The organism is bacterium, from assembly GCA_040757115.1.
Taxonomy (GTDB): Bacteria; UBA9089; CG2-30-40-21; order CG2-30-40-21; family SBAY01; genus JBFLXS01.
In genome coordinates this window covers 1-21,787 of sequence record JBFLYA010000048.1, presented here as the reverse complement: position 1 = coordinate 21,787, position 21,787 = coordinate 1, and the positions used below count along the sequence as shown (strand labels likewise).

Here is a 21,787-nt window from a genome sequence, read left to right as displayed (position 1 = left end):
TTAGAGATTAGATTTTACTAATTCGCTAATTCGCTTAATTCACTAATTCACTAAATGGAATTTGGAATTTGTGATTTGGAATTTCATAGCCATATCTATGTCAAATTTCGATTAATAAGTGCTATATGCCAGAGGCTAAGAAATGGTTTTATAATGGTTCCTGGCATGGAAGATGATACCCTTCATAATTCTCACCTACTTTTTAGTCCTTTCTTTTATGATCTTCCAAGGACCTTCCGTAGGATAAGTGTGTCCAAAATCTGATGGCTAAAATGAAACTTTCTCGTTTTTGTCTCATCAAACTTATTTTTGAACCTAATTTACCTAATTTTTGATCTTTTTGGTGATCAGTTAAAAATTTTTGTTGACAAAGGATAAAATTTGTGGTAAAATATCCTCACAATGAGTACAAATGGATATAATACCCAAAAATACCCAAAACACTCAATCTTAAAATATAATTCCCAATCTCTAATAAATTGCTATGCTATCTAAGATATCTATTGTAATCCCTGTTTATAATGGAGAAAAAACTATAGGCCGTTGCCTTGATTCCATTTTTTCAAGCAACATAAAAGTTCCTTTTGAAGTTATAATTGTGGATGACGGCAGCACAGATAATACTGCTGGGGTTGTGCAAGAGTTTGCGTGCAGATATCTTAGAATAGAAAAATCCGGTGTTGCTGCAGCAAGGAATTTTGGAATCAAAGAGGCAAAAGGAGATATTATTTTCTTTTTTGACGCTGATGTAATTCTAAAAAAAGATACTTTAGAAAAATTTCTGAGACATTTTGAAGAAGATACGGACGCCTATATTATTCAGGGCAGGTGGGATAGAAAGTCACCAATTTCAACATTTTCTTCGGAATTTTTTTTATTAAAGTATACGTATAATTTTGCGGGTTTGTTTAAGGACAAAAGACGCATTGAGGCGGCAAACCTTGAGACAGGCTGCCTTGGGATTAGAAAAGAAGTATTTAATTATTTTAAAGGATTTAATGAAGGATATAAGTTTTCTGGCGGAGAGGAACACGAACTCGGAATACGCCTTCTGGCTAGATATAAGATATTTTATTATCCAGATATATTTGTTGAACACGGATTTGGGAATATATTGCCAGCATTAAAGAAGATATACAGAAGAACAATCAATTTTTCTATCCTTTCGTTTCAGGCTAAAAACAAGGATTTTATGAAGTTACACAGCAATTCTGTCCCCTTACAGGACAAACTCAGCATAATAATAATATCGTTGATGGGTATAAATTTCTTTTTGCTATTTTTTAAGGCAAGGCTTGCCTTAATTCTATTCATAATACTTCTGCTTATATATATAATTAATATCTATAAATTTCTATTTTTCCTATTGAAAGAAAAAGGTATCTTTTTTGCGATGAAAAGGGCAGTTGCCGATTTTACTATTATGCTGCCCAGGTTATTGGGGATACTTAAGGCAATATATATATATTTTGTTTTGAGGCAGAAGGATTACAGGGTATAAGAAAAATATGGCGCCTACTTTTTTAAAAGAATTTAAATTTTTATTTAATAGATTGCCGTTCTATGTGATATTTTATCCTACTTCAAAATGCAACGCATCGTGCCCCCACTGTTTTAATTATCAAAGACAGCAAGAAGCTAGCTTAAAAGAAGAACTGAGCCTTGATGAAATCGAAAAGATTTCAAAAAATTTTGGACATATAAAAGTTTTAGTAATTAGTGGCGGAGAGCCGTTTTTAAGAGATGATTTAGCAGAGATTGTCTCTGTATTTTATAAGAATAACAGGATTCAGTATATCTCTTTTCATACTAACGCCTTTCTGACTAAAAAAGTTGTTGATACAGTTGGGAATGTTTTAGACAAATTTAAAGATTTAGGCGTAATTGTCTGTATTTCTATAGACGGTATAAAGGATGGACATGACCGTTTTCGAGGCGTAAAAGGCGGTTTTGATAAAATCCTTGAGACTATAGATGGATTAAAGAAACTGAAAGACAAATTTAAAAATCTGAATTTAATAACAAGCACCATCTTCAGCCATTCAACAATTGATTCATTTGCGGATACTATAAGATTTATACAAAACAATATAGGTAGTGTTAAACCTTCCTTGGCCTTTATACGCGGCGATGTTAAAGATAAAGAAGAGAAGGTCATCGATTATATAAGATACCGCGATTTTTACAGAAATTTTAAATATCAAGTAGATAACAATATCAGCCCATTTTCTTCTTTAGCCCTTAAAGAAGCGCTTGAGATGGTTGTTAATAAGATAGTGGTAGATAATTATGTAGATAAGAAACAAACCGTTCCTTGTCAAGCAGGAAGAAAATTATTAGTTATCTATGAGAATGGCGATGTTTATCCCTGCGAAATCTTAGGGCATAAATTAGGAAATCTAAGGCAGGCCAATTACGATATAAAGCAAATTTTGTTTTCCCAAAGAAACAGAACAGTAATAGAAAATATAAGCCAAAACAAAAAATGCTATTGTACATGGGAGAATGTAACAGCCCTGAATCTATTATATAGCCCAAAGTTTTATCCTATGATTATCCGCGAATGGTTTCGCTTATTTGTGATGAAAACCAGACAGGCAGTCAAAAGATGAGTGTGTTATTTTATGGGATATTACTATTTATGTGTGCCTTTATGATACATTTTTTTATTTGGAAAATACATCTGCCAAAAAGGCAAGCTGAAACTTTATTGTTAATATTTTTTATTAATCTTATTGTAGGTATATATTTATTTAAAGCGTTTATCTTGCTGTTTGGCATAGGGGCCCCCTGCTAGATTTTATGAATATATTCAACTTTCTTTTATGTATATTTCCTTAGCCTTTGCCTATATAGTTACCTACCCTGCAATTGAAGCAGACAGTCCTTCGCTTGTGATGATAATGAGTATTGCCGAAACAGAGCCCAAAGGGCTTGATAAAGGTCTATTTGAGCAGAAGATGAATGATGAAATTTTGGTAATACCCAGAATAAAAGATCTTATCAATAGCGGTCTGGCATATAAAGACAAAACGAGATATAGACTTACCCCAAAAGGCATTTTAATTTCCAAGATATTTATCAAATATAGAAGGCTTTTAAGAAGAGACAAAAAAGGTGGCTAATTTTAATACAATAAAATTCCTACATATTTTTTTAAAAGAATGTGAGTGGATAAATTAATTTGTCTCTTAATTTTACTTAAGTTATGCATCATAAAGATAACAATTATTCCTCATTCTTCATGAAGGAACAAGGTCTTTTCCCCTTGCTCCTTCATTTTTATCCAAGAGACTTGCTTTTAGAACCTCTCCGAAAAAAACCAACGGATGACTCAACTTGTTGAGGGAAAATGCCAAGAATAAGTTTTGCCTTCCAACTTTTCGGATAGACTCTTAATACTATTGCTCTTATCTCAATAATACTTTTAAAGTATTAGTCGTTCATCTTGTGATAAATAACTACTTTGGGTCCATCATTTAATGTTTTAAATTGATGACTTGGTAAGAATGGATAATTATCAAACACTGTCTCTGGATAATCAATAATTATTTTCTCATATTTACCTTCAGGCATATAGTCTAGAGGTTCAGATGGTATTTTTATATACCAATCTATTCCCCGAGGAGGCATTTGATTTAGTTTTAAGAAATCCTCTGTAGGTGGGAAAAGAACCTCGTTATCACTAACTTTATAGATAACCTTCATCCCTGTATAAAATATGATATTACTTGCTAATCCTTCTACACACCGAATCATTACAGTCTCATCTTTCTTCCCATATTTTTGCAAGTATTTAATTATGCCCTCTATAGCGTTATCATAATCATGAGTAATTTCATATAGAAAATCACAAATTAGGAATTTTATCTTTGCATATTCTTCAATCTTCTTTTCTGCATCCCTTTCTTTTAATTTTTCTAACACTTTTTCTTTATCTCCATGAATGATAAAGGATATAATATTGGCAAAGTTGTTTGTAGAAATACAACTCTTGAATAATATAGTAGGTGTAACATTTATAATATTTGTAAATAATAATAGGATTAAGAATACATATGCAATTATTCTATTTTTCCCTTTAATAAATTTATAAATACTTGCAGATAATAAACAAAATAAAGGAATCATGCTATTAAAACTACGTCCTACATCATGTAATAAAAAAGTTAATAATATGAAACATATTACTAACAATATAAGAATATATCGATTATTAACAACTAATTTATGCCCCGTTCTTTTTATCATAATAAAGGGAACTAATACAAATAATAGGAAAGGAAAGAGATGATTATTTATTTTTAATAAAGTATGTGTAAATACAAATAAAAACTCTTTTATTGAATTATATGCCCCAAGACTACTCCAACTTTGTATTACACTTGAAGAAGGATGAAAAAATAAAATCCATGGGGTAGTAAAAAGGGATATAGTAAGTAATGAAAGTAAAATTGATTTTAATCTTTCTTTCTTAAATTCAAATAAAAAGAAATGTGTCATTATTCCCCCCATTACTGCTATGAAAGGTACATAATTACTGTGAAAGAACAATATAGCAGAAATTCCAAATCCAATCATACTTCCTTTTTTATCTTCTAAAAACTTTAAATAAAAATATAACATTAAAAGTGTAAAAAGTGCTATTAACGCATAATACCTATCCCCTCTTCCAAATAGCAAGAATTGAACAGATAAGAGTAATAATAGAGTTGTTATGATAGCAATCTCTTTATCCCTTGATATTTTAATAGCAAAAAAGTAAGATAAAAATATAGTAAAAAGTGCAACCAATGCCCCGGGGAAAAGTGTTGAAAATGCAGTTCTCCCCAAAAGTAGATATGAAGCAGCAATTACATATAAATGTAACCAAGGATGGTGAGACAAAATATAATAATTTCCCACTCGTTTAAACTCATTACCATATGCATCAGCGAATATATTCTTTCCATCCCAATGATTTGGGAGTCCACAGGAACATATACTTTTTGCCAATAATCCCTCATTTGCTGAATCCCCATTAAGATACCTATTAGTGCCTAAATTAAAAAAAAGTAAAAAACTTCCTATAATAAGAATAAAAATTAGAAATTTGTATTCTATAACCTTTCTCATGAATTTATTTCCTAATATCATTCTTTGCCTCCTGGTTAATGTAAGTTAAAATCAATCAAACTCACTTTCTTTACCAAGAACCATTAACTTCATTCTGATTATAATCTTTGCCATTAACAACATAATTGGCTTGCCAATGTAATATCTGTTATTTTTGAATATTATCTGACCATTATTAACCAGCCTGTTAATTCTTATCTTAACTATATCTCTGGCATTATATCGTTTTAGAATCTCATCCATAGAAAGACCTTCTTTAGAATCGTACAATTCTCTTAATATTCTAATCCTGCGGGCTGTTTCCCCCAGGTTTATAAAATGAAAATAACAATATCCCAGGCAAGCATAAATTATCAGGTTAGTGACCATGTTGCCCAGGGCATCACCTATGGGCATTCCACTGCCCACCAACAAATATAATTCAGTCAGGATTACACTGAGCCCCCCGGTGATGAACCCTAAAACAACAGATTTTAACATCCCCAATCCAGGAACAAAACGACTGCCAAGTATCTGGACCAGAACATTTACCATCAACCCGATAACCGGATCCAGAACTTGCATAGCATGGTAAGACATATGCGATTAACCACCTTTGGGAGCATTTAACAGCTGGCGATAGAAAATAAATATGCGTGCCATCAAAGCACCTTTTGACCTCAATTTATACTTATCCCCTTCCATATAGACCATTTTATCACTAAGAAGGTCTTTTATTCTTGGTTTTATCAAAAGGTCGTCTCTCATCATTCGATCAAACTCTTTTTGATCTAACCCCTCTGAACCAGCCTCGGCAACTTTTCTTATTATTACCAGCGAAGGACTATCCGCCTCTATCCCTGAATAAGTAATTATATAAGCTAGTGTGAAAGAAATAAAAAACAGGCAAATATGAAAATATTCTAAAAAACTTTCCACAACAAATATTCCAAATGATGCACTATTCCATAAAGTAAGAATACTTATAATTAAAGTACCAAAAAATATTTCCAATAAAGCTTTTGTTTGTCTTTTGGGTAAATGTATCTTCCAGACGATTAGATGTAAAAAGAAAGCCAGACAAAAAATAGTTGAACCCCAAAATAATACCTTCATAAGATATCGACCTTTTCTTAATTAGAATCGGGAATCCCAATTCCCAACTTCATGTTTGTCACGAGATTCCCATATTTTAAAAAAATTATTTAATTTCTTAAACTCTTCATAAGTCTGAAGTGATTCTCTGGCTTCAGAGACAAGAAGACCCGAATAACCTGCTTTCTTCAACAAATCCAACATATACAAATTATGCTCCTGTGAATAATGGATATGAGTATGCCATAGTTGTGAGCCATAAGTATAACCGGTTAAATGGATATGAGAAGCCTGTTTTATAACAGGAATAAACACTTCCTCGTAGACCCCCGCACATTCCATCTGTAAATGCTCCAGGTCCAAGCATCTACCCACCCCATATCTTTGCATAAATTTTACCGGCTCATGCACACTATAGGTATTCTCCATGCACAGATTAGCCTCAACATCTCTAAAAGTTCTTACTATCTTCTTCCACTCCTCTTCCCAATAGATGTTATGAAACACAACTATCTTCCCACCAATAGCCTTGACCAATTCTGCCAGCTTATCCAGTTTGCATCCCTCTGTTGGTGCATGAAAAGCATATATGAAAGAAAAATTTCTGCATAGTTGTATAGTTTTATCCAAATCATTCAGTATCTCTTCTGATAGATATAACTCTACTGCTTTCAGACCTGCTCTCTCAATATTATAGAGTATTTCTTTTTGAGGTGCGCACTTAGCGGCTATAATAATAGACATAGTAGAATTAAATGAAATTTATATGCATTGGAGTCTCACCCATTCCTTCTTTAAGGGAAGTCTTTCCTTGTTTTAAATCCCAGAGAAACTCATTTACCTTATGCTGAAGACATAAAGTACCGCACATCGTTTTGGCATCAAACTTACTTGAAGCAATAAGATTCATGACCTCCCAATAACGCTCGCTTTGCCAGATTTCTTTAAAAGATGTATTGGCAATATTACCGATATGAAATCTTTTATACTTCCTGTTAAACAACATCCCACAAGGGGCAACCAGCCCAGAACCGGAAAACTGGGTAATAAACGGTGGACCATAACATTGGGAATATTTACGCTTTCCTTTACTTAAAATCTTAGACCATTTTGCCTTGACTAAGTATCCTTCAGTTGAGCAGCTTTCTGCCTGCTTTAGAATATCAACCAAATTAAGGTATTTATCGTAATCCACCCCTAAACTTCCCTCCTCATCATCACTGCAATGCTTAATAACTGAGTAATCAACTCCTAATTCTTTACCAATGTTGGCAAAGGGAATAACCTGGTCGGAAAATTGAGGTAGCAAGACCATTTGTAATCCTATAGTTACATGGAGGTTTTTTTCTTTTTTTATTCTGATACACTCTTTTATAGTATGGTATACTTTATGGAAACATTTTTCTTTGCAGCCCATTATTTGAGCGTAGCGGGAAGGGCTGGCTGCAGAAATATTGAATCTAAGATAAGTCAAACAGGGCAGAATTTCCTCTAATTTTTCATCCTTTAATAAATAGCCATTTGTTCCCAGGGCCATATCCAGACCATTTTTTTTACCCCTTATAATTGCCTGGGTTAAATAGGGAGAGCAGGTGCTTTCTCCATCACTGACAAAACTTATGGCTTTTACACCAATCTCAGCCGCATCATCTAAGAATCTAAATATTACATCCTGTGTCATCCTTTTTTCATCGTTAGCCTGGAGTTGACCGTAACAATAGACACATCTATAAGTGCATCGTCTGGTCAAAGCACAATCAATAGTGATAGGTGCAATCCTTTCTCCTTTTAACCAGGCATTCACTCTTTCTTTATGCCAAGCCAATTTGTGGCCATCAAGGATTAGTTCACTCATCAAAAAGTCCTTTATTACTCATCTGCTTAGAGTTCTGCAAAATTAGGAAACTGTAATTTTTAAGCGGGTATTTAAAACCTCTATTTTTATCAATTTCCTCCAAAGATCAAAATGCAAAAAGCAAATATAAAAATTACATATCAAAATGTAAAATTATCTGAACTGTTCAGCCACAGATAAACACGGATGAAACACGGAAAATTCGTGAATCTGTGTCCGGTATCCGTGTCCGTAATTAGGCTCAAGGTTGAAGGCAAATTCAGGTATAGTGCCTCGTGTCTCCTCTCCTTCTCCGTTTCTCCCTTTCTCCTCTGTCCTCTGACCTCTATCTTCTAACCTCTGTATTTATCCGTGCTAATCCGTGTCAATCAGTGGCTGAATAGTTACAGTCCTTTTTGAAATTTGATTTGTAATTTTGCATTTTGCTATTTGATATTTGATTTTTTATCTCTAATTTCAGGTCTAACTCTCAGTTGTCTCCCCCAAATCCTATTTTGCAGAACCCTAACTCATCTGCTTTTTGTCGCCTGAGTGCTGTTTGAGAATCATCCGAAAAACAAGCCTTATTCTTCTTCTTAAAATAAATATCGTTCAGGAGCTGAAAATAGCCCTTTGTAACCTGTAATAAAGAAGGAAAGGTAATGGCTTTGGATACTCCTTCTTTTCTTAAACCAAGCCTGTAGGGAACTTCAGCAAAAAGATACCCCCTCTTTACTAACCTTATTAAAATATCGGTTTGAAAGAAGAAACTGTGACTTCTATACTCCAGTTCTTTTAGAATGGATTTTCGATAAAGAACCGTGCCATTGGTGTAATTAAAATAGACAAGAAAGGTGGTATTAATAATAAAACGATAAATAAAAGAGAGCACATTTCGAAATAATGACCTCGCTTCTTTATTGAAAATAAAGGGGATAATCATATCTACATGGTCAAGCAGCTCGTAATAACGCAAAATCTCCCAGGGGTCGTTCTCATTGTCCCCAGGAAGCATAATAACTATATCTCCCTTAGCATTATCCACCCCGTCCCAGAATGATGTCCCTATGCCTTGAGGTTTTTCATGCCTCAACATCCTGACCCGATTATCTTTATTCATAATATCGCGCACCATCTCTTCTGTAGCATCGGTACTCCCGTCATTAACAGCAATAACTTCACCATTAATATTAAAATCTTCCAGAGCTTTTAGTATGTTATTAATCGCCGCCAGAATATTCTTCTCTTCATTAAGGGCTGGCATGATAACAGAAACAACCAGTCTTTTATTGTCATCTTCATTCATAAGTTTTCTCCTTTTGAGGAGCAATTCCTTCCATAATTAAGTGATATAGGGCAGGGATGGTTGCCCTGTGGTCTCCTTTAAAATAGAAGCTTTGTCCTTCCTCTGAAACAGTCCGAACAAGGAGTGACTTCCATGGTCTATAGTAATACATTGGACTGGAGTTAGAGGGTTCCTTATGATAGTCCCCCTCTATATCTATCAGATCAAATACTGCGGTTGTAAAGGAGGATATCTTTTCTCCTCTTTGATGAGCAATATTTCTGGCCATAGAAAGGGCCTTGAGGAACACCTCTGGACCCATGACTGCGGTGCCAAAACACATAACCACCCCTTTTTCAAGCTCTTGAACACTCATGGCAAATCTCAAAAAATCTTTGTATGAAGTAGCTCCAATGGCTGCCCCATCACAGTTGGGATGCTCATGCAATATATCATATCCTATACCTACATGAACTGTTACAGGAATCTTAAGTCTGTATCCTGCGGCTAAAATACTTATATCTTTATGTGGCCAGTTGCTTTCCTCAAGAAATCTCCCTACTGCCTCTCCAAAACCAATCCCCTTTTTATAAGCCGTATTAATTACCTCATTTAGCTCTCCTATCTCTTTCCACAGTCCAAACTGCCCTTTTTTTATATAATAAGCGACAGATTCTGTTGTCCAGCCAAACCTCACTAACTCATATTCATGAATAGGACCGGCCCCATTCATGGCAATATGAGTTATCACCCCTTTATCCATAAGCTCAATTATATATCTTGATACCCCTGAACGAATTACATGAGCTCCCATCATAAGGATGGTTTGTCTCTTATCCTCATAGGCTTTAACTATTTTACCAGCTAATATATTCAAATCAGAATGGTGATATGGTATTTCGACCTTATTAGAGAAATCTTTAATACTTAAGTCGGATTGGCGTTCCGAAATAGGCAAAATATGTAAAGATGACCGATCAAACTTATCAAGTCCCTTCATTATTCTCTCTCTATAAAATAATAACTGATCATGTGGCAGATAGCAGTTTGTATATCTTCAACATGGCCATAGTGTTTAGACGGAATGACAATCACCAGATCTACCATATTGATTAGCTTCCCATTCTTATCCCCCACTAAAGCTGCTGTTTTAAGTTTAAGGTGCTTTGCCCGCTCAACTGCTTTGACAAGATTTGGAGAGCTACCACTGACGCTAATTGCCAGAAGTAGGTCTCCTTCCTGAGCAAAATTCTCAATTTGCTCCGAGAATATATCATCATAACTCAGATCATTGCCTAAAGCCGTTAACCAGGGGATATGGTCAACCGGTGAAAAGATCCTGAAACGCCTCTTCTTATTTAGAGAAGCACCCTTTCCTAAGTCAACTGCCAGATGGGAACTACAGGCGGCACTTCCACCGTTACCTATTACAAAAATTTGCCTCTCCAAATCACGGGTTTCCTTAACCAGTTCAATGAGATTGGCCGTTCTTTCTTGGTCAAGCGCTTGAATTATCTTTATATGGTCTTCAATATAGTTTTTCAGCCATGGTCTCATAGCTTCCTGCTTCCTTCTATTTCATCAATGTCTCAATCAACTTTCTCAGATGAGCCGGGTTAATCCTCTCCTTATTCCCAAGGTACTGAACAGCCAATGCGCCGGCACAATTACCAATAAATGCTACTACCTGCGCATCCAGATTTAAGTAAGTTAAAGGGGATGTCACTGCCAGAACCGCATCCCCAGCACCAATGGTATCAACCACTTTCCAGGAGGCAACCGGTACCCGATAAAAAGTATTACTATGGTAATAAAGAGTTCCCTCATGACCAAGGGTTACATTAATCCGGGGACATTTAAGTCGTTTGGATATATTCCTTACCAGCGGCTCAAGATCAGAATGCTGCTCATGACAGGCCAATCTTATCTCCACATGATCTACCACAATATAGTCTGCCCGATGATATTTGGTCACCGGGTTAAATCCAAGATTGGCACTGTTCGACTGGGCCATGACTACCAGATAGGGAGCTTCTTTACACAGCAGATTAATGATTTCTCTGGTTATAAAACCATGGCCAAAGTCTGCCGAGATTACAAGATCGTAGTTAGTAAGTAGTTTTTTTAGTAGACTGATGGTCTCCTCTTCTGTTTTACCATTGATAGGATAATCATTAAAATAGCATACCTCAAACATTTTCTGTTTAAATGCCTCTTCAAGGAAGCGGGTTTTTATTATTGTTGAGCTATCATCACGAAAGCATGGAAAAAACTGAATATTTGGTTGCAGATTCGCCCGAATGAATTCCTCCCGTGAGTCTTTCCTGCCAAGTAGTCCGATAAGCCCCACCTCCTTGACAAGTCCTGCCAGATGATTAGCCACAGCCAGTGACCCGCCCGCGTATGTTTCCGAAGAAGCCCATCTTGTGGCCACCGTTGGGGCTTTGGATGCCCGTTGGAGGAGACTACAGAAATTGTATTCATCTATGATAGGTTCTCCTATCACCAGAACACGCAAATCCTTTATGCTATCAAAGACCCCAATGATATCATTAGTGTTAAACCTCTGAGTAAAACCCACCAAAAATTTCTCCAACTCCTTAGGCAGGACACCAAAATAATCTTTGAGAAGCTTGCTTGAAGAGAATACCTCTTCATTGGTGAAAACTAATTCCCCATTAATAGATTTAACGGCTTCTTCTTCCTTAACCAGGCGACCGGTTGGGTCACCTTCTACCGAACCAAAATCGCTACCTTTGATATAAAAATTCGGTTTGAGGAGATGAATTGACTCCACTGCGGTAGGCCATTGATTAAGAGCCACATAATCAACACAGTCAAGAGCAGCAATCGACTCCAAACGGTGAATTTCGGTAAAAACCGGGCGGCCAGGACCCCTGGTTACATAACGATCTGGGGTGATGGTCACCACTAAAACATCACCTCTCTTCCTGGCTGCCTGGAGATATTTAATGTGCCCAATGTGCATCAGATCAAAACACCCATGGCAGTAAACGACCTTTTTGCCTTCTTTTTTAGCCTTAGCACAGAGTCCGGCTATCGTCTTAAGATCTAAGATCTTTGAAGGGATCTTCTTATCTTTCATTCTTCGCATCCCCTTTATTTTTTTCAAACCCGTATATATCCCGGGCTGGTACTACATATCCATTCCTCAACAACCTCAGAAAAAGATTTTGTTTCAGCATAAGGATCATATACCTTCAGGCCAATTAAGTCCATTAAGGTAATATCATCACTTCCACAACAATGTGAAGGCCCGAGAAATTTAAAATAATTATTGCATCCAGTACCGACAAATTTTACATTAAGATTTTGCAGGATAACATCGTTCCTGATTTGCTCAAGTGCTCTAAAAACTAAAAAGTTTACTATTGAATATACAATAGGTATTAAACCGGACATACTCATCCCCGCAGCAATACCAACCGTACTCTGTTCCATTATACCACAATTTATTACCCTTGAAGGAAATTCTTTCTTGAGTAAATCAATTGCCCCAAACCCCATATCTTCCACCAGAAGATAATATCGTTCATCCTCATGGAAATAGGGGATAGCAGCATTTATAATATCTTTGCGGTAATTGACCATCACTATCCTTCCTTCAGTTCTTCCTCAGTAGGAACACAGAAATGAAATCTGGGTACATTCTCCATCCATTTCAAACCAAACCCTTTAATTGTCTCAGCAATAACCACCTTTGGAACATTACTAACTTTTGATTTTAATTCTTGAAAAAGATGAAAAAGCCTGACCACATCGTGCCCTAGACAAATCTCAATATCCACTCCAAACCCTTTTAATCTTTTAATAATATCTTCATCAGTTCTGTCAAGTATGTTAACAATAAAGTCCATGGCCTGAAGGTGATTACGATCAACCACGATTATTAAATTACCTAATTCATGCTTTACGGCAAACTGTAATGCTTCCCAGGTAGTTCCTTCTTGCAATTCACCGTCCCCAACTAGACAAAATGTATGATAAATTTTGGTCTGTAATTTTGCGCCAAAGGCTATGCCTGTAGCTATAGGCAATCCATGACCAAGGGAACCACAGCCTGCTTCAAGCCCATATTTTATTTCTCTCTCAACACATCCGGACAAACTACTTCTTCCTTCTTTATAAAAGTTTTCCCATTCTTCCCCAGGAATTATACCTTTATCCGCCAAAATAGAATAAAGGGCATAACACCCATGAGCTTTTGAAAAAACCAATCTATCTCGCTCATCCCAGAACGGGTTATTATCGTCATAAGAGAGTGCCCCGTAATATAAAGCCACCAATATATCCACACATGACAGTGACGGTGCAATATGCCCTGCACCGTTCGGCACGCAAATCCTTACAATGTCCTTTCTAATATAGTCAGCCTTCTCTCTTAAAAAAATCCCTTTATTTTCCAGCATGATTACTTCCTTTTATAAAACCTATGAACCATATCGATGGTATAATCTATTTCCAATTCTGTTAAGTGTTGATGGGCAGGTAAGGTAATAATATTCCGGCAATCTTCTTCACACACTGGGAAATCACCCTCTTTGTACCCTAAATATCGAGCTGCTTTCTGTAAATGTACGGGAATGGGATAATGAATCTTAGCTTCAACCCCATTTTCGCACAGATAGGTCAGCAGTTCGTCGCGGTATTTGGCGCATATCATATAAAGGTGGAAAACATGTTTCACCCCAGGCCGTCGTTTGGGAATATGGATGAACTCACTCATTTGCGAAAAGGACTCATCATACCGTTTGGCATTAGTAATACGTTGTTCGGTAATAAATTCTACCTCCTTAATCAGTCTGTTACCGATGACTGCCTGTAATGTATCCAGGCGGGAATTGCCTCCAAAAATAGCGACTTCATCTCTATTGGTAAGTCCGTGATTACGAAGCAATCGCAGTTTTTCCGCCAGGTCTGCCGAGCGGGTAACGATCATTCCACCATCGCCCCAGACATTCAGGTTCTTAAGGGGATGTAAGCTAAAAGCGGCTGTCTGACCCCATGAACCCACCGGTTTTTCATCCAACTCTGCTAAAATAGCCTGACAAGCATCCTCTACTACTATTAGATTATGTCGCCTGGCAATTTCGGCAATCGCAGGCATATCTGGTACATTTCCAGTATAGTGTACCGGAAGAATTGCTTTAGTTTGGAGTGTAATTGCTGCCTCAATCTTTGCCGGGTCAATGACAAACCCATCTTCACTATCCACAAATACAGGCTTGGCTCCTGCCATTACGATTGCACCTACTGTGGCGATAAAAGTCATTGGAGTAGTAATAACCTCGTCCCCCGGCCCAACACCAAGAACTTTTAAAGAAAGAATGAGTGCATCCGTACCACTGGCTACCCCTATGGCATGAGGGATACCTGTTATTTCCCCAAAACGCTTCTCAAATTCAAGAAGCTGTCTGCCCAATGTAAAATCACCACTTTTTACCAGCTCCCTAACATCATTAAGATATAGATCAATATCGGCAAATTGACGGTCAAGGTAAGAAAACGGTACTTGCATTATTTCCCCTTCCTTTGATAAAAATTAGATAAACATTTTACAATATATTCCAGCTCATTGCTCGTGAGTTCTGGATAAATCGGCAAACTAAGAATTCTCTTTGCTTGCTCTTCGGCTACCGGAAAACTGCCTTCCTGATAACCAAGTTCTGAAGCTGCTTTTTGGAGATGGATAGGAATCGGATAATGAATGGCCGTTTCTATTCCTTGCACGGCTAAATATTCCTGCAGCTCATTACGACGCTCACATTGAATAACAAAGGTGTGATAAACTGCCTTCTCATATATTTTATCTATTGGTATTCGCATCTGGGGAATACTATTCAGTCTTTGTTGGTAAAAAGCGGCATTGGCCCGCCGCTTTTCTGTCCATTCATCCAGATACTTCAGCTTAACCAGTAGAATAGCTGCTTGCAAGGTATCTAATCGAGAGTTCCCACTCCATATTACACACTCATTGCGATTTTTCAGGCCAAGATTGCGCATAATTTTGAGTTTTTCATATAGCTTTTTGTCGTTGGTGGTTAACATACCACCGTCGCCACAAGCATTCAAAGTTTTTAATGGGTGAAGACTAAAACACCCCACGCTACCCATTGAACCAACCCGTCGGCCTTTATACTCTGCTGTTATTGCCTGGGCACAGTCTTCAATCACATACAGGTTATGTTTTGCCGCCACTTTCCTAATTGCATCCATATCTGCCGGCCGACCAGTGAGATGTACCGGGATTATAGCCCGCGTACAGGGTGTGATAGCTTCCTTGATTAAAGCGGGGTCTATGTTGTAATCATCTCCTACATCTACAAAAATAGGTCGTGCGCCAAGAAGTGCGATACAACTGGAAGTGCTAACAAAAGAGTTTGGAGGAGTGATTACTTCATCGCCTTGTCCTATCCCCAAAGCCCTGAGGGCTAAAATAAGTGCATCGGTGCCAGAATTAACACCTATGGCGTACTGCACATCACACAACTCAGCAAACCGCTGTTCAAACTCAACAACTTCATCGCCAAAGATAAACTGGCCATGATTAATTACTTTATCTATAGCGCTTAAGAGCTCGTCTTTAATTGGCTTATGTTGAGCAACAATATTTACATAGGGCACTTTTACATCTGTCTTCATTTAAGATTCAATGCCTGCATGGCTTTAATATTGTAATACCGTATATCTGTCATAGAATTCGGAATCTTACCCTCTTCAAAAGCCCTCTTTAAATCAAGGATTGCTTCTTTAACTGTATGTTTAGGAACAAAGCATATTTCTTCCTTGATTCTTTTTGAAGAGACATGATATGACCTCATATCATCACTTGGGATAGTCTTAATTATCACCTGTTTCCCAATCACCTCCCTGACCATTTCTGCAATATCTTTAACCTTGTAGTTTTCATATCCGGCATTGTAGATTTTTTTGTCTATTTTTTCAGCAGGCAGTTCCAATAGATAGACATAAAGGTCTACCATATCTTCAATGTGGATGTTGGGACGCATCTGCTCTCCCCCAAAAACAGTAATCTCTCCTTTGTTAATAGCGTAGTTGGTTAAGATATTAACTGTAAGGTCGAGCCTCATTCGAGGTGAGTAACCACATACGGTCGAAGGTCTGATAACCGTTACTACAAAATCAGCAGCAGCAGCCTTTAATAAAACCTCCTCGCATTTAGCTTTGTATTTGGAATAATCCGTCAAAGGTTCCAGGGGAAGGTCCTCTGTTACTTCTTGTTCCTCCTTGATCCCATATACACTGGAGCTTGAAGCATAGATAAACCGCTTTACCCTATTTCCCTTTGCTACATCTACCAATTGGACAAAGGCATCATAATTTATTGATTTGCCAAGCTCGGGATTCAGCTCATAGCTTGGATCATTAGATATACAGGCAAGGTGGATTATGTCGCTGTAGCCTACAATCTCTCTTTCAAGAAGCCCTCTCTCTCTAATATCCCCTTTTATCTGAACAAGGTTTGGATGGTCTTTGACGCTATCTAAGACATCTTCCCCATAGATATACAGGTCAATAACCTTTACTCCATACCCTTTCTCAAGCAGTTTAGGGACCAAAACAGCTCCTACATAACCTGCTCCTCCGGTAATTAATATATTCCTCATTTGGTGATTATTCCTTTATGATGAATATCTAACCTCTCTCTCACTTAGTTTGTTAAAAGATTCACTTCGGTCTATTTTCTATGTTTTATTATGTTTCTGTGTTCCTGTCAACTACTACAATCGATGGAAATAAAGATTTCCATCTTTGCCATTATTAGTATTATACATGATAGGAAGATAAATGTCAACAAAAATTTGCGACCTGTGCAGATAGAATTATGGGGAGCGTTCACAATTTGGGACTTATGGTTAGTTTATAGATTTTTCAAGGGGATTTTGCCATTTTACCCCATTTTTCTACCCCTTTTCTGTCGTTTGACATTTTTAGCCTATTTAGAGACGGTGACAAACTATTATAATCCTCTACCCAATCTATCATTAGCCAATCAACCCATCCTATCCGTATAGCACTTATTAATCGAAATTTGACATAGATATGGCTATGAAATTCCAAATCACAAATTCTATTTAGTGAATTAGTGAATTAAACGAATTAGCGAATTAGTAAAATCTAATCTCTAATTCACTAATCTCTAATTCGCTTTTTGGTATGTGGAATTTGGTGTTTATTTGAGATTTGGTGCTTGGGATTTGGGATTTTTTTTACTTATCCACTCTGAGTAAAGTTTTGACTAATAACTGCTATATATCAGGATTCATAGCCTGATGTGGACTCATCCCTTTATATCTTCCACTATCACGAAAACTTAGCCGCTCGTATATTGGTAACTGTTCAGCCGCGGCTGAACACGGATGAAACACGGAAAATTCGTAAATCGTATCCATTTTCCGTGTCCGTAATCAGGCTGAAGGCTGATGGCTGAAAATTCAGGTATAGTGCCTCGTGTCTCCTCTCCTTCTCCGTTTCTCCCTTTCTCCGTTTCCCCGTTTTCCCCTTTCTTATCTGTCTTCTGACCTTTGTATTTATCCGTGCTAATCCGTGTTAATCAGTCGCTGAATAGTTACATTTTTTTCTAATTCCTCTAATCCCTTTTTCACTGCTTCGGTTACGGCTTTAGAGGAAATAGTCGCTCCAGTAATTGCTTGAATCTTATCTTTAGTTGGCACTTTAACTACCTCTAAGTTTTCTATGCCTTTAGATTTGTATTGATTACGGAATTCTGCCTCTTCGATTTTATTACCCAGTCCTGGAGTTTCTTTGTGAGTTAATATATTTATTTCCACAATTTTGAATTCCTTATTTACACCTGCCATAATCCAGAATCCACCACTATAGCCTTCAGCCAGACAGGAAATAACATATCCAACTAATTTGTCTTCGCAATCAAATCCTCTAAAGAACCCTTTTTTCGTTTTAAATTCTTTGAATTCAAGTGCCTGTGGTAAAACAGTTTGACGGGCTTTTAATTTAGCCATTTCTTCTACCTCTTTAATTTTAGGTTTAGTTACCGCATCCGTAATGGCTAAAATAACTGCACCAATTAAACTGATAATCATCAAATTAATGCCAATTTTAAAGATATTCTTAATCATTTCTTAACAACTCCATACGGTTTAGTTTTAATATATCTATCGATTAAAGGCGTGAGGGTATTCATTAATAAAACTGCATAGCAAACACCTTCTGGATAGCCAGATTTAGCGCGAATTAAGACAATTAAAACGCCAATTCCTGCACCAAAGATTAATTGTCCTGTTTTTGTTACTGGTGAAGTAACCATATCCGTGGCAATAAAAAACGCCCCTAAAATACAGCCCCCAGATAAGATAGCAAATAAAGGGTCACCGCCAGTTATCCAGCTTAGTAAAAATACTGTGCCAAGAAAACTAATGGGAATCTGCCAGGAGATATAACCTTTATAGAGCAGGTAAATCGCTCCGAGGATTAAAAGCAAACAGGATGTTTCACCTAATGAACCTCGAATGTTCCCAGTAAACAGGTCTGCATACATTGTCCATCTATCGCCAAAGAATTCTACTACCTTTTCAAATCCTTCTTCTTTTAAAATGCCAAGAGGAGATGCACCGGTAACACTATCTACGGGTGAAGTCCAGGTAGTCATTTCTACGGGCCAGGAGATTAATAAAAATGCCCGACCAATCATTGCTGGGTTAAATATATTCCAGCCTAACCCACCAAAGCATTGCTTGGCAATAGCAATCGCCACAAAAGAGCCAACAGCAGGTAACCAGAGTGGCACAGCAGGCGGAATGCTAAATGCCAGCAAAATTCCCGTTGTCACCGCACTGCCATCTGAAATAGTCACAGGTTTTTTTAACAGGAATTTTTGTATTATTGCTTCAGTGATGACCGCACTTATGACTGAGGATAAAATTACCCATAAGGCATAAATCCCAAAGAAATATACTGCCCCTACAATTGCCGGGAATAGAGCAAAATTCACCCCCCACATTATCCTCGGAACAGATTCTATATTTTTAATATGAGGCGAATTTGAAACGACTAATTTATCCATAGTATTTATTCCCCCAATAACCATCTATTTTTCACTTCATCAATAAAAACGGGTAAAATCTGTCTGGCATCTTTAATAAAGCCTTTTATTCGTTCCCATTTAATATCCAAGTATTCATGCACAACAATATTTCTTAAATAAGCGAATTCAGAAAATCTATTGGCTATCTCCTCATCCATAAATTTCAGACCAAGCCATAATAAAACCTCTTTATAAGTTTGTGGAATATTACTTTTTTCAGAGGCTAAAATTATCTTTGAAATGTCTATTGCTGACATCACCAGATTCTCAACCCATCTTTCTATATTTCTTCTTTTATTTCTATCTTGAATATATTCATTTTGAGTTAATTTTGTAAGTTCTTCTAAATCCTCAAATTCGTTTTCTAAAAATCTAATATGTTCTCTTAAAAGAGATTTATCTTCTTCAGATAACGATTTTGCCCTTTGCCCTATTTCAAAAAACTCCTTTGTAAAATTCCAGAAATCAACCGCTTCATAATGGGTTTTAATTAAAAGTTTTAAATAAAGATTTCTATTTTTTATGACAAGTGGAATTCCAGAATTTAATATAGAGAAGACAAGAGATGGTTTTGCCCTATTTAAAATCAATAAATCAACATTATCAGAGCATAAAACTCTTTCTATATCTGCCCAAATCTTATTTTCTAAGGGATAATCATTTTTTGTTTCTATCTCTGCGTCTTGATAAGGATTAAAATAGACCGCAATATCCCAGTCAGAGGATACATTTTGAGTTTTTTTAGCCCTTGAGCCAAAGATAAATGCAAGTAATACTTCCTCCTTTCCATTAAAATATCTTTTAAGAGTTTTAATTTTATTATCCATTTTTTCTACCTTTTCATTGTAAATTACTTCTTACTTATCTTAAACTTACCTAATTTAATAAAATGCACTAATGAGCGATTAGACGGACATACATACCCACAGCAACCACATTCTATACAATCTAACAGGTGATAATCTTTAGCCTCATTAAATCTTCCTCGTTCAACCAGGATACTAAGCATATTAGGCATCAATCGCATTGGGCAGACTTCAATACATCGACCACATCTAATACAGTCGCGGTGAGATGATATTCTGGTTTCTTTTTTAGGCAAAACTAAGATTCCAGAGGTAGTTTTTATCACTGGCACTTCAGTATTTTTTTGAGATAGTCCCATCATTGGCCCACCCATAATTATTTTTCCTGGCTCTTTATCAAAACCACCACAGGCATCTATGACATTTTGGAATAAAGTGCCAATCCTTACTCGTAGATTTTGTGGTTCTTTGATAGCTAACCCCGTGACTGTGACTATTCTATCTATGAGCGGTTTGCCTAAAATAACTGCTTCCATAATGGCTAATGTTGTGGCGGCATTTTGCACAACGACACCCACATCTAAAGGAAGCCCCCCTGATGGCACCTCACGAGATAATACCGCCTTAATAAGTTGTTTTTCTCCACCCTGTGGATATTTTGTTTGAAGTGGAATTACCTTGATATTTTTTTCCTCTTTAGTCGCTTTTGCCATTAATGATAGGACAGAAGGTTTATTTATTTCAATAGCAATAAGTGCCTTTTTAGCCTCTAATACCTTCATAATAATTTTCAACCCTACGGTTATATCTTTAGCCCTTTCTATCATAATTCGTTGGTCTGCAGTAAGATATGGTTCACATTCAGCACCATTCAATATAATCGTATCAATAGGTTTATCTTCTGGTGGAGATAATTTTACATGGGTTGGGAATCCAGCACCCCCTAAACCAACAATACCTGCCTCTTTGATTATGCCGCGTAATTTTTCTTTCGGAAATCTTTCCCAATCACGGTGAGATTCTAATTCTACCCATTTATTTTCATTATCAGATTCAATGGTAATAGCCAAACAACTACCAAGAACAGGATGTGGCATCTGACCTATCTCAATTACTTTACCAGAAATAGTCGCATGCACATTAGCACAGACATAACCTGGACTCTTGCCGATTACCTGGCCTGTTTTAACCTCATCTCCTTTTGCTACACATAGTTCACAAGGGGCACCAATATGTTGTCTTAGAGGAATAACCACTTTACCCGGCAATGACATCTCACGGATAACTTTATCTTGTGTCCAGACTTTTTCATCTCTGGGATGAATCCCGCCTTTAAATGTTAATACATCCATTATATTCCTACCATTCAATATCAATAATGTAGGTAACCGTTCAGGCTATATATCAAAAGTGTAAGAAAGGGGATAAGGAGATAAGAGGGATATGGAGATAAGATAATAGAAATAGATTGAAATTTATAGAAATAGGTAGAAATTGATTGTGGAAAACAACAAATTTCCATAAATTTCTATTAGTTTCTATTAATTTCAATTTTTTTAATAATA

24 protein-coding genes are annotated in these 21,787 nt (G+C 36.7%); 4 read left to right on the top strand and 20 right to left on the bottom strand.

Annotation, left to right across the window (positions count from 1 at the left end; genetic code table 11):
• The first annotated feature begins 484 nt into the window (after positions 1 to 484).
• From AB1422_05960 to AB1422_05950, 3 genes are all read left to right on the top strand, one after another.
• Positions 485 to 1,501: a glycosyltransferase family 2 protein gene (locus tag AB1422_05960; GenBank protein ID MEW6618877.1), complete on the top strand. Its 1,017-nt coding sequence runs from the start codon at positions 485 to 487 to the stop codon at positions 1,499 to 1,501.
• A gap of 7 nt (positions 1,502 to 1,508) precedes the next feature.
• Positions 1,509 to 2,612, top strand: a complete 1,104-nt coding sequence (locus AB1422_05955) for a radical SAM/SPASM domain-containing protein (protein ID MEW6618876.1) — start codon at positions 1,509 to 1,511, stop codon at positions 2,610 to 2,612.
• Between the two features lie 213 nt (positions 2,613 to 2,825).
• Entirely contained in the window at positions 2,826 to 3,125 is a 300-nt protein-coding gene (locus AB1422_05950; GenBank protein ID MEW6618875.1) for a hypothetical protein, read from the top strand.
• Positions 3,126 to 3,435: 310 nt separating this feature from the next.
• Here AB1422_05950 and AB1422_05945 read toward each other — a convergent pair whose 3' ends face one another.
• The 14 genes from AB1422_05945 to AB1422_05880 all read right to left on the bottom strand — a co-directional run bounded on the left by AB1422_05945 (position 3,436) and on the right by AB1422_05880 (position 16,957).
• Positions 3,436 to 5,136 (bottom strand): glycosyltransferase family 39 protein, encoded by a 1,701-nt coding sequence (locus AB1422_05945; GenBank protein MEW6618874.1) that lies wholly within the window; start codon positions 5,134 to 5,136, stop codon positions 3,436 to 3,438.
• 30 nt (positions 5,137 to 5,166) lie between these two features.
• Entirely contained in the window at positions 5,167 to 5,694 is a 528-nt protein-coding gene (locus tag AB1422_05940; protein ID MEW6618873.1) for a hypothetical protein, read from the bottom strand.
• A gap of 6 nt (positions 5,695 to 5,700) precedes the next feature.
• Positions 5,701 to 6,210 (bottom strand): hypothetical protein, encoded by a 510-nt coding sequence (locus AB1422_05935; GenBank protein ID MEW6618872.1) that lies wholly within the window; start codon positions 6,208 to 6,210, stop codon positions 5,701 to 5,703.
• A gap of 21 nt (positions 6,211 to 6,231) precedes the next feature.
• Positions 6,232 to 6,933: a hypothetical protein gene (locus AB1422_05930; GenBank protein MEW6618871.1), complete on the bottom strand. Its 702-nt coding sequence runs from the start codon at positions 6,931 to 6,933 to the stop codon at positions 6,232 to 6,234.
• A 7-nt stretch (positions 6,934 to 6,940) separates the two neighbouring features.
• Positions 6,941 to 8,044 (bottom strand): radical SAM protein, encoded by a 1,104-nt coding sequence (locus AB1422_05925; protein ID MEW6618870.1) that lies wholly within the window; start codon positions 8,042 to 8,044, stop codon positions 6,941 to 6,943.
• 469 nt (positions 8,045 to 8,513) lie between these two features.
• Entirely contained in the window at positions 8,514 to 9,329 is an 816-nt protein-coding gene (locus AB1422_05920; GenBank protein MEW6618869.1) for a glycosyltransferase family 2 protein, read from the bottom strand.
• Positions 9,322 to 10,308 (bottom strand): hypothetical protein, encoded by a 987-nt coding sequence (locus AB1422_05915; GenBank protein MEW6618868.1) that lies wholly within the window; start codon positions 10,306 to 10,308, stop codon positions 9,322 to 9,324. The genes AB1422_05920 and AB1422_05915 overlap by 8 nt, the downstream gene beginning before the upstream one ends.
• Positions 10,308 to 10,865 carry an SIS domain-containing protein gene (locus AB1422_05910; protein ID MEW6618867.1) on the bottom strand — a complete coding sequence of 186 codons (558 nt, stop codon included), beginning with the start codon at positions 10,863 to 10,865 and terminating at the stop codon, positions 10,308 to 10,310. The genes AB1422_05915 and AB1422_05910 overlap by 1 nt, the downstream gene beginning before the upstream one ends.
• 16 nt (positions 10,866 to 10,881) lie before the next feature.
• A complete protein-coding gene (locus tag AB1422_05905) occupies positions 10,882 to 12,414 on the bottom strand; it encodes a PfkB family carbohydrate kinase (GenBank protein ID MEW6618866.1) in 1,533 nt (510 codons plus the stop codon).
• Positions 12,415 to 12,437: 23 nt separating this feature from the next.
• A complete protein-coding gene (locus tag AB1422_05900; protein MEW6618865.1) occupies positions 12,438 to 12,920 on the bottom strand; it encodes a transketolase in 483 nt (160 codons plus the stop codon).
• A 2-nt stretch (positions 12,921 to 12,922) separates the two neighbouring features.
• Positions 12,923 to 13,738, bottom strand: coding sequence for a transketolase (locus AB1422_05895; protein ID MEW6618864.1), 816 nt, complete (start codon positions 13,736 to 13,738; stop codon positions 12,923 to 12,925).
• A 2-nt stretch (positions 13,739 to 13,740) separates the two neighbouring features.
• Positions 13,741 to 14,847 carry a DegT/DnrJ/EryC1/StrS family aminotransferase gene (locus AB1422_05890; protein ID MEW6618863.1) on the bottom strand — a complete coding sequence of 369 codons (1,107 nt, stop codon included), beginning with the start codon at positions 14,845 to 14,847 and terminating at the stop codon, positions 13,741 to 13,743.
• Positions 14,847 to 15,971 carry a DegT/DnrJ/EryC1/StrS family aminotransferase gene (locus AB1422_05885; protein MEW6618862.1) on the bottom strand — a complete coding sequence of 375 codons (1,125 nt, stop codon included), beginning with the start codon at positions 15,969 to 15,971 and terminating at the stop codon, positions 14,847 to 14,849. Before AB1422_05885 ends, AB1422_05890 begins: the two co-directional genes overlap by 1 nt.
• Positions 15,968 to 16,957, bottom strand: a complete 990-nt coding sequence (locus tag AB1422_05880) for an SDR family oxidoreductase (protein MEW6618861.1) — start codon at positions 16,955 to 16,957, stop codon at positions 15,968 to 15,970. Before AB1422_05880 ends, AB1422_05885 begins: the two co-directional genes overlap by 4 nt.
• Before the next feature lie 123 nt (positions 16,958 to 17,080).
• Between AB1422_05880 and AB1422_05875 the strand changes: the two genes are divergently transcribed.
• Entirely contained in the window at positions 17,081 to 17,365 is a 285-nt protein-coding gene (locus AB1422_05875) for a hypothetical protein (protein MEW6618860.1), read from the top strand.
• Between the two features lie 234 nt (positions 17,366 to 17,599).
• Here AB1422_05875 and AB1422_05870 read toward each other — a convergent pair whose 3' ends face one another.
• From AB1422_05870 to AB1422_05845, 6 genes are all read right to left on the bottom strand, one after another.
• Positions 17,600 to 17,743 (bottom strand): hypothetical protein, encoded by a 144-nt coding sequence (locus AB1422_05870; protein ID MEW6618859.1) that lies wholly within the window; start codon positions 17,741 to 17,743, stop codon positions 17,600 to 17,602.
• A 147-nt stretch (positions 17,744 to 17,890) separates the two neighbouring features.
• Complete coding sequence (locus tag AB1422_05865; GenBank protein MEW6618858.1) at positions 17,891 to 18,451, bottom strand: RnfABCDGE type electron transport complex subunit G; 561 nt, start codon at positions 18,449 to 18,451, stop codon at positions 17,891 to 17,893.
• A complete protein-coding gene (locus tag AB1422_05860; protein MEW6618857.1) occupies positions 18,448 to 19,395 on the bottom strand; it encodes an RnfABCDGE type electron transport complex subunit D in 948 nt (315 codons plus the stop codon). The genes AB1422_05865 and AB1422_05860 overlap by 4 nt, the downstream gene beginning before the upstream one ends.
• Positions 19,396 to 19,400: 5 nt before the next feature.
• The gene (locus AB1422_05855; protein ID MEW6618856.1) at positions 19,401 to 20,243 is read right to left on the bottom strand and encodes a HepT-like ribonuclease domain-containing protein; all 843 of its coding nucleotides are present in this window, start codon (positions 20,241 to 20,243) and stop codon (positions 19,401 to 19,403) included.
• A gap of 23 nt (positions 20,244 to 20,266) precedes the next feature.
• Positions 20,267 to 21,574, bottom strand: coding sequence for an electron transport complex subunit RsxC (gene rsxC / locus AB1422_05850; GenBank protein ID MEW6618855.1), 1,308 nt, complete (start codon positions 21,572 to 21,574; stop codon positions 20,267 to 20,269).
• Between the two features lie 20 nt (positions 21,575 to 21,594).
• Complete coding sequence (locus AB1422_05845; GenBank protein ID MEW6618854.1) at positions 21,595 to 21,744, bottom strand: hypothetical protein; 150 nt, start codon at positions 21,742 to 21,744, stop codon at positions 21,595 to 21,597.
• Positions 21,745 to 21,787: the final 43 nt, after the last annotated feature.